At 69.8% G+C, this 15,155-nt stretch carries 15 protein-coding genes; 11 read left to right on the top strand and 4 right to left on the bottom strand.

Annotated features, from left to right (window positions below; all coding sequences use genetic code 11):
- Nucleotides 1–54 precede the first annotated feature (54 nt).
- Both NMQ11_RS12510 and NMQ11_RS12505 read right to left on the bottom strand, forming a co-directional pair.
- A complete protein-coding gene (locus tag NMQ11_RS12510) occupies nt 55–1,986 on the bottom strand; it encodes a molybdopterin biosynthesis protein (RefSeq protein WP_255168640.1) in 1,932 nt (643 codons plus the stop codon).
- Between the two features lie 39 nt (nt 1,987–2,025).
- On the bottom strand, nt 2,026–3,255 hold the full coding sequence (locus NMQ11_RS12505; protein ID WP_255168638.1) for a molybdopterin molybdotransferase MoeA: 1,230 nt from the start codon (nt 3,253–3,255) through the stop codon (nt 2,026–2,028).
- Between the two features lie 84 nt (nt 3,256–3,339).
- Here NMQ11_RS12505 and NMQ11_RS12500 point away from each other — a divergent pair, with 84 nt between their 5' ends.
- The 7 genes from NMQ11_RS12500 to NMQ11_RS12470 all read left to right on the top strand — a co-directional run bounded on the left by NMQ11_RS12500 (nt 3,340) and on the right by NMQ11_RS12470 (nt 10,482).
- The gene (locus NMQ11_RS12500) at nt 3,340–4,158 is read left to right on the top strand and encodes an E3 ubiquitin ligase family protein (protein ID WP_255168636.1); all 819 of its coding nucleotides are present in this window, start codon (nt 3,340–3,342) and stop codon (nt 4,156–4,158) included.
- A 78-nt stretch (nt 4,159–4,236) separates the two neighbouring features.
- Nucleotides 4,237–4,695, top strand: coding sequence for an Hsp20/alpha crystallin family protein (locus NMQ11_RS12495; protein ID WP_255168634.1), 459 nt, complete (start codon nt 4,237–4,239; stop codon nt 4,693–4,695).
- A gap of 76 nt (nt 4,696–4,771) precedes the next feature.
- Nucleotides 4,772–6,439 carry an ABC1 kinase family protein gene (locus tag NMQ11_RS12490; protein ID WP_255168633.1) on the top strand — a complete coding sequence of 556 codons (1,668 nt, stop codon included), beginning with the start codon at nt 4,772–4,774 and terminating at the stop codon, nt 6,437–6,439.
- A gap of 79 nt (nt 6,440–6,518) precedes the next feature.
- Nucleotides 6,519–7,082: a type 1 glutamine amidotransferase domain-containing protein gene (locus NMQ11_RS12485; protein WP_255168632.1), complete on the top strand. Its 564-nt coding sequence runs from the start codon at nt 6,519–6,521 to the stop codon at nt 7,080–7,082.
- Nucleotides 7,083–7,129: 47 nt separating this feature from the next.
- Nucleotides 7,130–8,191, top strand: a complete 1,062-nt coding sequence (locus tag NMQ11_RS12480; RefSeq protein ID WP_255168630.1) for an enolase-like domain-containing protein — start codon at nt 7,130–7,132, stop codon at nt 8,189–8,191.
- Nucleotides 8,192–8,259: 68 nt separating this feature from the next.
- On the top strand, nt 8,260–9,342 hold the full coding sequence (locus NMQ11_RS12475) for an aminotransferase class I/II-fold pyridoxal phosphate-dependent enzyme (protein WP_255168628.1): 1,083 nt from the start codon (nt 8,260–8,262) through the stop codon (nt 9,340–9,342).
- Between the two features lie 108 nt (nt 9,343–9,450).
- Entirely contained in the window at nt 9,451–10,482 is a 1,032-nt protein-coding gene (locus tag NMQ11_RS12470; RefSeq protein ID WP_255168626.1) for an FxLYD domain-containing protein, read from the top strand.
- 43 nt (nt 10,483–10,525) lie between these two features.
- Here the strand turns inward: NMQ11_RS12470 and NMQ11_RS12465 are convergent, their stop codons facing one another.
- Nucleotides 10,526–11,110 carry a hypothetical protein gene (locus tag NMQ11_RS12465; protein ID WP_255168621.1) on the bottom strand — a complete coding sequence of 195 codons (585 nt, stop codon included), beginning with the start codon at nt 11,108–11,110 and terminating at the stop codon, nt 10,526–10,528.
- A 137-nt stretch (nt 11,111–11,247) separates the two neighbouring features.
- On the opposite strand from NMQ11_RS12465, the gene NMQ11_RS12460 reads away from it, so the two are divergent.
- Both NMQ11_RS12460 and speB read left to right on the top strand, forming a co-directional pair.
- Complete coding sequence (locus NMQ11_RS12460) at nt 11,248–11,622, top strand: translation initiation factor IF-5A (RefSeq protein ID WP_255168619.1); 375 nt, start codon at nt 11,248–11,250, stop codon at nt 11,620–11,622.
- Nucleotides 11,622–12,437, top strand: coding sequence for an agmatinase (gene speB / locus NMQ11_RS12455; RefSeq protein ID WP_255168617.1), 816 nt, complete (start codon nt 11,622–11,624; stop codon nt 12,435–12,437). The genes NMQ11_RS12460 and speB overlap by 1 nt, the downstream gene beginning before the upstream one ends.
- Nucleotides 12,438–12,446: 9 nt before the next feature.
- On the opposite strand, the gene thiE is transcribed toward speB, so the two are convergent.
- On the bottom strand, nt 12,447–13,082 hold the full coding sequence (thiE, locus tag NMQ11_RS12450; RefSeq protein WP_255168614.1) for a thiamine phosphate synthase: 636 nt from the start codon (nt 13,080–13,082) through the stop codon (nt 12,447–12,449).
- A 117-nt stretch (nt 13,083–13,199) separates the two neighbouring features.
- Here thiE and NMQ11_RS12445 point away from each other — a divergent pair, with 117 nt between their 5' ends.
- Nucleotides 13,200–13,967: a Nif3-like dinuclear metal center hexameric protein gene (locus NMQ11_RS12445; RefSeq protein WP_255168612.1), complete on the top strand. Its 768-nt coding sequence runs from the start codon at nt 13,200–13,202 to the stop codon at nt 13,965–13,967.
- Between the two features lie 104 nt (nt 13,968–14,071).
- Nucleotides 14,072–15,118, top strand: coding sequence for a deoxyhypusine synthase (locus NMQ11_RS12440; protein ID WP_255168605.1), 1,047 nt, complete (start codon nt 14,072–14,074; stop codon nt 15,116–15,118).
- Nucleotides 15,119–15,155: the final 37 nt, after the last annotated feature.

The raw sequence follows: 15,155 nt of genomic DNA, 5'->3' as shown, positions 1-15,155 counted from the left end.
TACACCGCGGAGACGTAAAATCGCTACTTCGCGGTTACTGACTGTCTCCAGGCGTTATACGTCAGTTTCGACCTCGGGAGACTCCTCGAGTGCGGCCGCGAACGCGCGGACGCCGGACTTTTCCACCCGCGTCGGGTTCGCAACCGCGCGGACGACCTCCGTTCCGAGCGAGACGAACTCGAGGTCGAGGGCCTCGGCCGTCGAGCGCAACCCGAGTCCCGCGTCCGCGCCGCCGCCGATGACCACGCGCGCCGGGCTCTCGTGGGCGCGCCGCGTCGACCGGAAGCCGTCGATCGCTCCGACGACCTCCTGGCGGTCGACGCCGCGCTTCGCGGCGAGTTCGTCGATCCCCGCGTCGAGACTCGAGCGCAGCCCCGAGTCCGTGGTCCGGTTACAGAACCGGAGGCCGCGGTCGACGAGGTCGGCGAGCCCCGCGATCTCGGCCGGGTTGCCGGCCGGGACGACCAGCCCCCACTCGCGGGACCACTCGCCGAGGGACGCGGCGTCGGACTCGACCGCGAGCGGGCCGCTGACGACGGCGACGTCGGGGACGCCCTCGCGGAGCCGCCGGAGTCCCGGCCGCGAGCCGACCGCGAGGTACCGGGGGTTCTCGAGGCGATCGAGCAGCCGCGAGAGGGTCGGATCGTCCTCGCCGACGCCGAGCAGGCTCGGCCGGCGCACGTCGGGGGAGAACAGCGTCACCGTGACGTCCTCGCCGGCCTCGAGGTAGTCCGTGTCCGCGCCGATCTCGACGACGCCGTCGGCCTCCGCGAGGCTGGTCGTCGCGCCGCTGCCCTTGTCGACGGGGTAGACGCGCGTCTCTCCCTCGCCGTCGGACACGAGCCCGACGGGCATAAGGCGGAGACGGCCCTGCTCGTGGCGTTCTCGGACCGCCATCGTCCCCTCGACGGTCGCCGCGGCGGGTTCGGGCACCCCCGCGGCCTCGCGGATCGCCGGCGCGACGAACGTTCGAAACACCATCATCGCCGAGACGGGGTAGCCGGGGAGGCCGACGTACGCCGAGGTGCCGCTCGAGGCGTCGCCCTCGAGGCGCCCCACGAGCATCGGTTTGCCCGGCTTGACGCTCACCCCGTGGAGCAGCAGGTCGCCGCGGTCTTCGATCACGCGGTAGATGACGTCGACGGCGCTTGCGCTGGTCGACCCCGATGAGAGCACGAGATCGCACTCGTCGGCGGCCTCCCTGAGGACGCGCTCCATCTCGTCCTGGTCGTCGCCCGCGTGGGGGTAGAGGACGGCCTCGCCGCCGGCGTCCTCGACGCCCGCCGCGATCGTGTAGCTGTTGACGTCGTAGATCTCGCCGCGGGCGTCGGCGAGGTCGTCTCCGGGTCGAACCAGTTCGTCGCCCGTCGAGACGATGCCGACGCGGGGGCGCGCCCGAACGGGTACCTCGTCGACGCCGAGCGCCGAGAGCAGGCCGATCTCTCGGGGCGTGATTCGGGTATCCGGTCCGAGCGCCCGCTCGCCCGCCGCGACGTCCGCCCCGGCGAACATGACGTTGTCGCCGGGGGCGACGGCCGTCCGGATTCGCACCGCCGCGCCGTCGCTGCGAACGGCTTCGCCGTTCGCTCTCTCCGTCGAACTTCGCTCGACGCGGTCCGTGCGCTCGACGGGAACCATCGCGTCCGCCCCCGGCGGCATCACCGCGCCGGTCGAGATTTCGACGGCCTCGCCCTCGCCGACCTCGACGGCGGGCTCCTCGCCGGCGTGTACCTCGCCGACCAGCTCGAGGGTCGCGGGATCGGCCTCGTCGGCGCCGAACGTGTCCCGCGCCCGGAGCGCGTAGCCGTCGAGGCTCGCCCTGTCGAAGCCGGGGACGTCGCGCTCGGCGTCGATTCGCGCCACGAGCACCCGCCCGCGCGCCTCCTCGAGCGACACTCGGTCGATACCGCCCTCGAGCGACAGCGACCGGATCGCCTCCCTGGCCTCCTCGGGGGTGGCGAGGTCGCGGAACTCCTTGCGGTCCATACCGCCCCTTCGAGCGGGGGCGTGAAAACGTCCACCGATCTACGGCCAGGGCTCCCAGTTCTCGACGGCGACCGTCTCGCCTGCCGGAATCCCCTCGCGCGACTCGTCGACGACCACCCAGCCGTCCGCCAGCGCGACGCTCGAGAGCACGCCCGAGCCGCTGGCCCGCGTCGGGACGGCGACGCGGTCGTCGCCCGACTCCTCGAGGCGGACCCGCGCGAACGTCCGGGTGCCGGGCTCGCTCGGAATTTTGCGCTCGAGTTCCGCCTCGACGGTCGGGTGCGGGGCGGGCTCGGCTCCCTGGAGCCACGCGAGAACCGGCCGGAGGAACTGCACGGCGTTGATGATGCAGGCGACGGGGTAGCCGGGGAGGGCGATCACCGGCGTCCCCTCGACGACCCCCAGGGCGACGGGGTGGCCCGGCTTGAGCGCGACGCCGTGGACGAGCACCTCGCCGAGGTCGTCGATCACCTCCGGCAGGAGGTCCCGCTGGCCGACCGAGGAGCCGCCGGTCGTCACGAGCACGTCGCACTCGAGGTCGTCCTCGAGCGCCGCCCGGAGCGCGCCGGGGTCGTCGGTGACGATCTCCCGGTGGACCGCGTCGCCGCCCCACCGGTCGACCAGCCGCGAGACGGTGATCCCGTTGGTCTCGATCACCTGTCCCGGCTCGGGGTCGGCGTGGACCAGTTCCTCGCCGGTGGGGATCACGGCCACCGACGGTCGAGCGGCGACGGCGACGTCCTCGAGGCCGGTCGATCGCAACAGCCCGAGGTCGGAGGGGCGCAGCCGGTGGCCCGCCTCGTACAGCGCCTGGCCCGCCTCGACGTCCTCGCCGACGGGCGCGACGTTCTCGCCCTCGGCGACGGCGTCCGTCACCTCGAGGTCGTCGCCGAACGCCTCGACGCGCTCGATCATGACGACCGCGTCGGCGCCGGGCGGGAGCTCGCTCCCCGTGTGGACCCGCACGGCGCTCTCGGGGGTCACCTCGTCGCCCTCGGCCTCCCTGAGCACGCTCGGCGAGCGGGCGGTCGCCCCGAAGGTGTCCCGCGCCCGGACGGCGTAGCCGTCCATCGCCGCCCGGCGGTAGTGGGGGACGTTCCGCGCGGCGCTCACGGACTGCGCGAGCACCCGGCCGTCGGCCCGCTCGACCGACACGTGCTCGTTCTCGAGGGTCTCGGGAACGGCCTCTCTGAGCGTTCGACGCGCTTCTCCGACGGGCGTTCGCACCTTGAATCCGGCCTCCTTTCGGTCGCGGTCGGCACCGTCCATACGGTATCGGAGCCGTCGGACGGCAAAAGGATGGGGGATCGGACGTGTGGCTGCGTTTATGTGTCCCCTGTTCGAACCGGTCGTATGGTCACGTCGCCGGACCCCGTCGCGGTCGCTCTCCTCGCGGTCATCGGACTGGTCGCGCTGTTCCCGCTGCTCTACGGCGTCCGGGAGCTTCGCCTCGCGAACCACGTGCTCCGCTCGAGACCGCACTCCGTGCTCGAGGCGACGAACGGCGGTCCGGTCGAACTGCGCGGGACGGCCGAACCCGCGGGGCGGACCCTCCGGGGGCCGCTCAGCGGCGCGCGCTGTCTCGCTTACGAGTACGAGGTAAGAGAGAAGCGCCAGTCGAAGAACGGCCACAGCTGGAAGACGATCGACTCCGGCGAGGCGCGGGTCCCGTTCCGGCTGAACGACGGCTCGGGCAGCGTCCTGATCGAGCCGCCGGGCGCCGACGTTCGCCTCCACGGCGGCGACCGGCTCGACGTCGACGGCGGCACCGCCCCGCCCGACTCGATCCAGGCGTTCATCGACGAGAACGAGGCCGTCGACTGCCAGAACAGCGCGATCGACCTCCGGCTGTTCGAACTCCGGACGGGAACCGACCGGCGGTTCGTCGAACGGCGCCTCGAGATCGGCGAGGAGGTTCACGTCCTGGGTACCGCCAGACACGACACCACCGTCGCGACGGCGACCGGTCAGGTCAACGCCGCCGTCGGCGTCGGCGAAGCGGCGCTGTCCTCGAGCCCCGTCACCCGGCTCTGGTACCGACTGAACGGCTACCCGTTCGTGATCTCCGACCGGAGCGAGCGCGGGCTCGGACTCCGCGCCGGCGCCGCCGGACTCGGCGTGATCGCCGTCACGCTGGTCGTCGTGGTCGGCGTCGCCGCGACGGTTCTCTGAGACTCCTCCGAGCCGTCGGCGGTCACAGCACCGACCGCTACCGCGGGGTTTTTCGTATCGGCGTTCGAACTGATAGCTATGTCAGCGCTCCGCGACGCGTTGCGGGATCTCTCGGATGCCGTGTTCTTCGATCTCCTCGAAGGCGACGAGGCCTACCTGCTCGTCCTCGACGTACCGGGCGTCTCCGCCGAGACCCTCGACGTCGCCGTCGAGGGCGGTCGCATCTCGATCGAGGCTCGGCGGGAGAAGAACGTCCCCCGCGCGTACCAGTACCTCGAGGAGAACCGCTCGCTGTTTCTCGACGCCGACCTGCCGCTGCCGCGGGACGCGACCGAAGCGGGTGCACGGGCGTCGGTCGAACGGGGCGTCCTCGAACTCCACCTGCCGAAGCGGACGGCGGCCGACGAGACGGCGATCGAAATCGTCGGTGAGGACGCCGACGCCACGCCGCGGCCGACCGACGCCGACGACGGCGCCGGGCCGGACCGGATCGAAGTAGACGGCGACGTCGCCGACGACACCGACGAGGGCACCTAACTCGAGGTGACCACGTCTGGCACTCCTCCGCGCGTACCGACGGTTTCTCGTCGTCGCGTGGCAGTTCCTCCCGCTGTTGTGGGCGTTCGCGCGTGACCGGCGCCGGTTCCTGGTGTTCGGCCGGCCCCGACGCGTCGACCCCGAGACGCACCGCCACCGCGCGGAGGTGTTACTCGAGTCGCTGCTGACGCTCGGACCGACGTTCATCAAGCTCGGCCAGCTGCTCTCGACGCGACCGGACATCCTCCCGCCACAGTACGTCGAGGTGCTGTCCGCGCTCCAGGACGAGGTTCCGCCCGCCGACTGGCCGGACGCGAAGGAGGTCCTCGAGGAGGACCTGGGGCCGCTCGAGGCGCGCTTCGAGACGTTCGACGAGGAGGCGATCAGCGGTGCGAGCCTCGGCCAGGTCTACCGGGCGCGGGTTGCCTCGGAGACCGCCGAGCCGGCCCCGACGGCGGCCGACGCCGGAGAACCCCTGGCGAACGGCGGGACCACCGAGGTCGCCGTCAAGATTCGCCGACCGGGGGTCGAGACGCTGGTCGAAGCCGACCTGCGGGTGATCCGGTGGTCGATGCCGGTCCTGATGTGGTTCGTCGACGAGTCCCGCTCGTTCTCGCTCGAGAACCTCGCCGACGAGTTCGCGAAGACGATCCGCGAGGAGATGAGCTACGAGCGCGAGGCGGCGATGCTCGCGGAGATCCGCGCGAACTTCGCGGACGACGACCGCTTCGCCATCCCGGCGGTGATCGAGAGCCACTCGAGCGACCGGGTGCTCACGATGGAGTACCTCGGCGGGACGAAGATCAACCAGGTGGACGAACTCGATCGAAAGGGTATCGACCGCGAGCGGGTCGCGGAGAACCTCCAGCGGTCGTACCTCCAGATGATCATCGACGACGGCGTCTTCCACGCCGATCCCCACCCCGGAAACCTCGCGGTCGCCGACGACGGGACGGTCATCTTCTACGACTTCGGGATGTCCGGGCGGGTCGATTCGTTCGTTCAGGAGAAGATCGTCGAGTTCTACATCGCCGTCGCGAACCAGGACATCGACGCGATTCTGGACGCCCTGATCGAGATCGGCACCCTGAGTCCCGAGGCCGACCGGGCGGTGATGGCCGACGTGATGGAACTGGCGATCCAGGACGCCCGCGGCGAGGACATCGAGCAGTACCGCGTCCAGCAGATCGTCGGCCAGATCGAGGACTCGATCTACGAGTTCCCGTTTCGCCTGCCGGCGAACCTCGCGCTCGTCTTGCGCGTCGCGACCGTCGTCGAAGGAGTTTGCGTCACCCTCGACCCCGACTTCGACTTCATCGCGACGGCGACTGACTACCTCACCGAGCAGGGCTACCGCGAGGAGTCGATCCAGCGCTACCTCGAGGAGACGGGCCAGCAGGTGCGCCACTCGGCGGAGTCGACGGTTCGCCTGCCCGCGAAGTTCGAACACACCCTCGACAGGCTCGAGCGCGACGATATGTTCGTCCGGATCGGCGTCGAGGACTCCGAGGACGTCTTCGCGAAGCTCGCCAAGCGGCTGGTGTACGGGATGTTGCTGACGATGTCGCTGTTCTCGATGGGCGTGCTGTACGCGCTCGAGGCGCCCGAGGCGTCGGTCGTCGCGGCGGTGTTCTCGGCGGTGGTCACCGTTCAGCTCTACCGGTCGTTCCGCAAGCCGCGGTCGATCCGGACGAAGCCACAGTTCACCAGACAGAACCTCAGGCAGCGCCGAGACCAGGAGTGAGGTTGGGTGCGGCGAGCCCCCGGACAGCGTGCACAGGCAAGTGGAACTTTTCTGGGGGCGTTCGTGGTGGCTCCGTTCGATGTCACAGATCGACGCAGACCTCGAGGGCGTGAGGGTCGGCCTCTTTCTCGCGCCGGAGGGCACGGAGGAGGTCGAGTTCACCGAGCCGCGGGACGCACTGACCGACGCCGGGGCGACCGTCGAGGTTCTCGGCAGCGAGACGGGCGAGGCCCGGACGGTGAACGACGATCTCGAGTGGAGCGACAGCTACGAGGTCGAAAAGACGTTCTCGGAGGTTTCCGCCGACGGCTACGACGCGCTGGTGATTCCCGGTGGAACGGTCGGCGCGGACACGCTCCGGACCGACGAGGGCGCAGTCGAGTTGCTCCGCGAGCACGTCGTCGACGGGATGCCGGTCGGGGCGATCTGTCACGGGCCCTGGCTGCTCGTCGAAGCGGACGTGATCGCCGGCAAGCGGCTCACTTCCTACCCGAGTCTCCGGACCGACATCGAGAACGCGGGCGGCGACTGGCACGACGACGAGGTGATCGTCGACGGCGAGATCATCACCAGCCGCACCCCCGACGACCTCCCCGCGTTCTGTGAAACCCTGATCGAGGAGTGTTCGACGACCGCGCGGTAGGATTCGCGGAGACGAACGCTTTTTCCGGTCGCCGGTGAGTGAGCGGTATGGACCGTCTCCTCGAGTTACCCGTCACGATCGACGCCGTCTCGACTACCCGCCTCGAGCGAGAGACCTCGAGCGGGTTCGCTCGCGTTACGACCGAAGTCTCGCTCGCCGGTCCCGCCGCCGACGGGACGGGACCGGTGACGGGAATCGGCGAAGACGTCACGTACGAGACCGACGAGCACGACGCGCTGGCCGAGACGGGCCTGCCCGACCTCACCGGCGAGTACACGCTCGCCTCGTTTTCCGAGCACGTGGGCGACCTCGACTGTTTTCCCGGCGGGGCACCCGACCGCGAGGTCTTTCGAAACTACCGGCGCTGGGGTATCGAGAGCGCCGCCCTCGATCTGGCGCTGCGACAGGCGGGGACCGATCTGGCGAGCGCGCTCGAGACCGACTACGCCCCCCTCCGATTCGTCGCCAGCACCCGGCTGGGCGAGCCGCCGACGACCGACCGCCTCGAGACGCTGCGGGCGCAGGTGCCGGCCCTCGAGTTCAAACTCGACCCGACGCCCGACTGGGATCGAGACCTGATCGCGGAACTCGCGGCGATGGACGCGGTTCGCATCCTCGATCTGAAGGGACAGTACCACGGCACCGAGGTCGACGTCGAGGCCGATCCCGAACTCTACGAACTGCTCGCCGAGGCGTTTCCCGACGCGGTGCTCGAGGACCCGGCGCTCGAGAACGGGACGGTGGCGCTGTTCGAGGACCTCGAGGTGCGAGAGCGGGTGTCCTGGGACGCGCCGATCCACGGGATCGACGACGTCGAGGACCTGCCGTGGGAGCCCCGCTGGCTCAATATCAAACCCTCCAGATTCGGCTCGCTCGAGTCGCTGCTCGAGACGATTTCGTACTGCGACGAGCGCGACATTCGGCTGTACGGGGGCGGGCAGTTCGAACTCGGGGTCGGCCGGGGACAGATCCAGGCGATCGCCTCGCTGTTCTACCCGACGGGGCCGAACGACGTCGCCCCGCGGCGGTACAACGACCTCGACGTGGCGGACGGGCTGCCGGCGAGTCCGCTCGAGCCGCCGGCCGAACCGGTCGGCTTTCGGTGGTAGCCCCGTCTCCGCGGGCTCGTTCGCCGGTGTCGGCGGGTATTTCCCCGCTCGACCGCCTACTGGAGCGTATGCAGATCGAGCCCTTCGGCCTCGAGCGCTGGTTCGCGGAGTACGAACACGACGCCGACATCATGCTCGCCGAAAGCGGTATCAGGAGCCTGCCCGCGAGCCGGTTCGACACCGATCCCGGCGAGTTCGGCTACGTGATCCCGACCAACGGCGACCCCGACTTCCGGGCCGCGGTGGGCGAGCGGTACGGCCGCGAGGCGGACGAGGTCCTCTTTACCTGTGGTACCCAGGAGGCCAACTTCCTGGGGTTCCTCTCGCTGCTCGGCGACGGGGCCGACGGCGGGACGAACGGCGGCCACGCGGTCGTCGTCACCCCCACCTACCAGGCGCTGCACTCGGTTCCGGCGGCGTTCGGCGAGGTGACGCGGGTCCCCCTCGAGCCCCCGTCCTGGGAACTCGACGTCGACGCGGTGGCGGAGGCGATCCGCCCCGAGACGGCGGTGATCGTGCTCAACAACCCGAACAACCCGACCGGGCGCTATCACTCCCAGGAAACCGTTGAGGCGCTGTACGACCTCGCCGCCGACACCGACGCCTACCTGCTCTGTGACGAGGTGTACCGGCTGCTCGCCGCGGAGCCCCTTCCTCCGGTCGCCAGCCTCGGTCCACGCGGGCTCTCGACGACCAGCCTCACGAAGGCCTACGGCCTCGCCGGCCTCCGGTTCGGCTGGCTCGTCGGCGACCGCGAGGTGGTCGACGCCGCCTGGAACTGGAAGGACTACACGACCATCTCGCCGTCGCTTACGGGCCAGCACGTCGCCAGACAGGCCCTCGGCGAGCAGGAGGAGGCGATCCTCGAGGAGAACCGCGCGCTCGCAGCGGACCACCGCGACCGGGTGCAGCGGTTCCTCGAGGAACACGACCTCGAGTGGTCCGACCCCGTCGGCGTCAACGGCTTCGTGACGGTTCCCGACGGGTTCGAGGACGGAACCGAGTTCTGTCGAACCGTCGTCGAGGAGGAGCGCGTCGTCCTCGCGCCCGGCGACCTCTTCGGCTACCCCGACTACTTCCGTATCGGCTTCGGGCTCCCCACCGAGGAACTCGAGGAGGGACTCGAGCGGGTCGGGCGCGTGCTCGGCTGACTCCGGAGAGACGGACAGACCGCCGGTCGCAGCTCGCCGACTGTACTTTTTCACAGTATGTAAAAATACCAATAATTACCATAAGCGGGTGGTTCCTACGGTGAGCGTATGCAACGAAGGCGCGTGTTATCCGCCGCCGGGACCGGCCTCGTACTGGGTGTTGCCGGGTGTCTCGACGGCGGACCGACGTCGGGTGAGGGTGACGCGGACGACGAAACGGAGCCGGACAACGAGAGCGAGTTCGACGACGAACCGGGCGACGACGTGGCGGATGACGCCGACGACGTGGCGAATGACGACGGCGCCGATGATGCGGAAACCGACGACAGCGACGACGCCAGCGACGACGAAGCCGAGAACGACGGAAACGGGGACGACGAGGGCACCGGAGACGGGGACGAACCCGACGCCAGCGACGACGCCGCGTCGGACGACGAATCCGACGACGCCGCGTCGGACGACGAATCCGACGACACCAGCGATGGCGAGGAAGCGGACGACGGGGCCGACGACGCCGGCGACGACGAGGGAGCGGACGACGGCGAAACGTACACGCTCACGGTTACCATCGTCGACTCGACGTCGGAGGTGCCGCTCGAGGGAACCGTCGACGTCGCGGGCGAGACGCGAGAGACGGATTCGGACGGGCAGGCGACGTTCGGCCTCGAGAGCGGTAGCTACACCGTGACGGCGAGTTCGGAGGTGTACCAGGACTCGATCGTCGACGTCGACCTCGAGGGCGACGAGTCGATCACGATGGCGCTCCTCCCGGCGGAAGCCGAACTCGAGATCACGGACCACGAACTCAGCCAGGAGACGGTCTCCGGCGAGGAAGCGTACGTGGTTCGGGGCACCGTCGCCAACACCGGGACGGTCGACTCCGAGGACGTCGTCATCGAGGTCGTCCTCTACGACGCCGACGGAACCCGGCTCCACGAGCGCTACTCGGCGCCGATCGAGATGCCCGCCGAGACCGAACAGGAGTTCGAGTTCGCGGCGATCTACGCCTACAACTCGGCGTTCGAGGACGTCGATCCCGATAGCTACGAGGTCGCCGTCTTCTCTTACGTCGGCCACCGGCGACTGGCGCAGGTCGACGGCCGGTCCTCCTGGCTCTCGCTCGGCGGGCTCTTCTCCTGAGATCGGTGAAGTCGGGGTCGCTTCGCCCCCGCTCGGGGACTGATCACTCCGTGCTCCGAACCGCCCGCTCGGGCGCGACGCACTCGCCCCACAGCACCGGCGGGCGTCCCTCGCCGTCGCCACCCCGGTCGACGTCCCGCCGGAGGTCGAACGCCCGGTACGACGGCTCCCCGAGTCGCGCGGCTAGCTCCGGCGTGACGGCGACGCGTCGACACGACCGGGAGACGAGGAGGCCGTCGGGGCCGAACGTGAACCGGACGTCGTAGTGGTGGACCCGTTCGCCGGCGAACACCGGCGCGATCGCCTCGAGAACCGGGGCGACGAACTCGAAGACGAGCTCCGGGCCGGGCGCGTCCGTCGTCTCGAGGTCGACGCTGACGACCGGCACGTACCACGACCGACCGTCCTCGTCGGCGACGACGGGGACCTCGACGGTGGGTCGGGTTTCCAGGTGCGTGCCGACGCCCGGCGAGAGCGCCGCCCGGAGTCGGGCGTTCGCCCGTCGTTCGAGGGCCGCGGTGGACCCGGCGTGCGCCGCCCCACCGCGCCGTCGGCGGACCCGTCTGAGCACGAACGCACACGCGAGCGCGGCGCCGAGACCTCCCGCGAGCAGCACTGCGGTCTCCATACCATCGTCGTCGGTTCGAACCGACATATACTGTGCCCGCCGACTCCCGCGAACCCGGCGGACGGGCGCTCTCCCGCCGGAATCCGAACTCGAGCGGTTTCAAACGGTTTATGGCCCTCGATTGAGTACCACGACGTATGGCGAAACAGCAGCAAGAAGTTCGCGACCTCCAGGAAGGAAGCTACGTGATGATCGACGACGCCGCCTGCAAGATCAACGCCTACTCGACGGCGAAGCCCGGCAAGCACGGCAGCGCGAAGGCCCGCGTCGAGGCCAAGGGCGTCTTCGACGGCAAGAAGCGCTCGCTCAGCCAGCCCGTCGACGCGAAGATCTGGGTTCCGATCATCGATCGCAAACAGGGCCAGGTCGTCTCCGTCGACGGCAACGACATGCAGGTGATGGACCTCGAGACGTACGAGACCATCACGATGCGTATCCCCGAGGACGCGGACGTCTCCCCGGACGACAACATCGAGTACCTCGAGATGGACGACCAGCGAAAGATCGTCTGATGTTTCCCGGGGCGACCGCCGAGTGCGAGGACGCGAACTTCGTGGTCGTCGGTGCGCCCCTGGACGCCTCGACGACCTTTCAGCCGGGCACGCGCTTCGGCCCCCGGCGCGTTCGGACGTTTGCGGAGACCTACGACGATTACGACCGCCGGACGGAGCAGTTCTTCACCGATCTCGGCGTCCGCGACGACGGCGACGTTCGGGCCTGGGACGACGTTTCGGAGTACCTCGAGTTCCTCGAGGGCACCCTCCGCGACGTGGTCTGGGACGGTGCGATCCCGCTCACGCTGGGCGGCGAGCACACGATTACGGCGGCGGGAGTACGGGCCGTCGACCCCGACGTCTTCGTCTGTCTCGACGCCCACCTCGACCTGCGCGATGCGTACGACGGCAACCCGCTCAGCCACGCCTGCGTCACCCGGCGCATCCTCGAGGGTGACGCCGAGGAGGCGATCATTCTGGGCGCGCGCACCGGCAGCGAGACGGAGTGGGAGCGGGCGGCCGCCGATGACGTGACGGTGGTACCGCCCGAAGCGGTCGCCGACTTCGCCTTCGATGACCGCCTCGAGGGCCGCGAGGTCTACCTCAGCGTCGACGTCGACGGCGCAGACCCCGCCTACGCCCCCGGGACGGGGACGATGGAGCCGTTCGGCCTCGAGCCCCGCGAGATGCGCGACGTGGTTCGCGAGGTCGCCCCGCACGCGACCGGGTTCGACGTCGTCGAGGTGAACGACCGCGACGACGGCCAGGCCGCCGCCCTCGCCGGAAAGCTGCTGCGGGAGTTCGTCTTCTCGAGCGCCGCCGCCTCGCCGTAGGCGACTCTTTTAGCGGCCGGAAACCGCCTCTTGGAGCGCCGCGGTCGCCGCTTTCGGGTCGTCCGCGGCGGTGAGTTCGCTGATGACCGCCACACCCGCGGCACCCGCCTCGACCACCGGAGCGGCGTTCTCGACGGTGATCCCGCCGATGCCGATCACGGGAATCGAGACAGCGTCGGCGATCGCGGCGATCCGATCGGTACCGACTCCGTCCTTCTTCGCGGCGACGGACTTCGAGGACGTACCGTACACCGCACCAACGCCGAGGTAGCTCGCGCCGTCGGCTTCCGCTTTGCGGGCCTCGGGAACCGTCGAGGCCGAACAGCCGACGATCGCATCGGGCTCGAGCAGCTCTCGAGCGGCGGCGACCGGGAGATCGGACTGGCCCAGGTGGACGCCGTCGGCGCCGATCGCCCGGGCGAGATCCGCGCGGTCGTTGACGAGCAGGTCGACGCCGGCCGCGGCGGTGAGCTCTCGCAGCTCGCAGCCGAGTTCGTAGCGCGATCGAGCGGCCGTTCCCTTCTCTCGCAGCTGGACCGCGTCGACCCCGCCTGCGATCGCCGCCCGGACGACCTCCGGCGTCGACCGCCCCTCGGAGCGCGACGCCTGCGTGACGAGGTATGTTCGCCAGCCGGGACGATTCATGGGTGGTATCACCGACCGATTCACTAAACGATGTCGATTCCTCGAGGGGCGAGAACCGGGGCCGCAGACGGCGCTGAATCAGCCGGATACAATACCCCGGCCGTCGAACCGCCGCCTATGCAACTCACCGAGTTCGTCGACCGGCTCGACGAGACGCTCGAGACCGACGCCTACGCCGACCTCGACGCGAGCGCGAACGGCCTGCAGGTCGGCCCCGAGGAGGGAACCGTCGAGTGCGTCGCGTTCGCCGTTGACGGCGTCGCACAGACGTTCGAGGAGGCCGCCGCCGCAGGAGCCGACGTCCTCGTCACCCACCACGGCCTCTCCTGGGGCGGGTTCGACCGCGTGACGGGGCGAACGTACGATCGCCTCGAGCCCCTGTTCGAGAACGACCTCGCGCTGTACGTCTCTCACCTCCCTCTTGACGGCCACCAGGAGTTCGGCAACGCGGCGGGCGTCGCCGACCTGCTGGAACTCGAGGACCGTTCGCCCTTCGGGGAACTCGGCCCGGAGTTCGTCGGCCAGCGAGGCGTCGCGACCGATCCGTACTCGATCGGGGGGCTTCGAGACCGCCTCGAGGGGGAACTCGACACCGGGGGACGGCCGGTTCGGACGCTCGAGTTCGGTCCCGACGAGATCGAGGAGCTCGCGATCGTCACCGGAAGCGGTACCGACTGGCTCGCGGAGGCCGAGGCGGTCGGCGCGGACGCACTGGTTACGGGCGAGGGGAAACAGCAGGCCTACCACGAGGCCAGAGAGGCGGGTATCCACGTCGTCCTGGCCGGCCACTACGCGACGGAGACGTTCGGCGTCCGGGCGGTACGGGGCATCGTCGAGGAGTGGGGCCTCGAGACGACGTACCTCGACGTACCGACGGGACTGTAGCGGCCGACGGGTCCGTCGTCCTCGTTCTCGGGTTCCGTAGTCGTGACGAGCGCGGCCCGCCGCGAACCGCGGCGTTCAAACGCCCGGCGCGCACACTCGAGGGCATGACCGAGGACTCAGAGCACGAGCACGACCACCATCACGAACCCGGCCGGGAGATATTTTCTCACGACCCGATCGGCCACGCCGAGGCCCGCGCGGGGATGACCGTCGGCGAACTCGCCGCGGAGTACGGGAAAGCCGGCGTCGGCGCGACCTCCCTCCACGAGGCCGTCGACGTGGCCGAGGCGATGTTCGCCGACGACGTCACCGTCTTCTTCGGACTCGCCGGGGCGATGGTCCCGTCCGGAATGCGCCGGATCGTCTCCGACCTGCTCCGCGACGGGTACATCGACGCGCTCGTGACCACGGGGGCGAACCTCACGCACGACTCGATCGAGGCCATCGGCGGGAAACACCACCACGGGTGCGTTCACTCCGAGGGGAAGACCGAACGCGAGCACGACGAGACGCTGCGCGACGAGGGCGTCGACCGCATCTACAACGTCTACCTCCCCCAGGAGCACTTCGCGGAGTTCGAGTCCCATCTCCGAACGGAAGTGTTCCCGGTGCTCGAGTCGGAAGCCGACGAGAGCGGTCCCGTCTCCATCGAGCGGCTCACCCGCGAACTCGGCCGTGCGAACGCCGAGGTAAACGAGCGCGACGAAATCGAGGAAGACGCCGGGATCGCCGCGGCGGCGTACGAGCACGACGTGCCGATCTACTGCCCGGCGGTTCAGGACTCGGTGCTGGGACTGCAGGCCTGGATGTACTCCCAGACCGGGCCGTTCTCGCTCGACGCGCTCGCGGACATGACGCCGCTGACGGATCTCGCGTTCGAGGCCGAACAGTCGGGAGCGTTCGTCGTCGGCGGCGGCGTGCCCAAGAACTTCACCCTCCAGACGATGCTCGTCACCCCCGGTGCGTACGACTACGCCGTCCAGCTCACGATGGACTCGCCCCAGACCGGCGGCCTCTCGGGGGCGACCCTCGAGGAGGCCCGCTCGTGGGGCAAGCTCGAGAAAGGTGCAGAGAACGTCTCGGTGTACGCCGACGCGACGATCACCCTGCCGCTGGTGATCGCGGCGGCCCGCGAGCGACTCGAGGGCTGAGACGGTCCCCTGCCCCGCCGTCCTGGCGCAACTACCG

Origin of the sequence: Natrononativus amylolyticus (assembly GCF_024362525.1) — an archaeon.
Taxonomy (GTDB): Archaea; Halobacteriota; Halobacteria; order Halobacteriales; family Natrialbaceae; genus Natrononativus; species Natrononativus amylolyticus.
The sequence above is the reverse complement of the archived record's forward strand: the minus strand, read 5'-3'. Positions and strand labels throughout refer to the sequence as shown.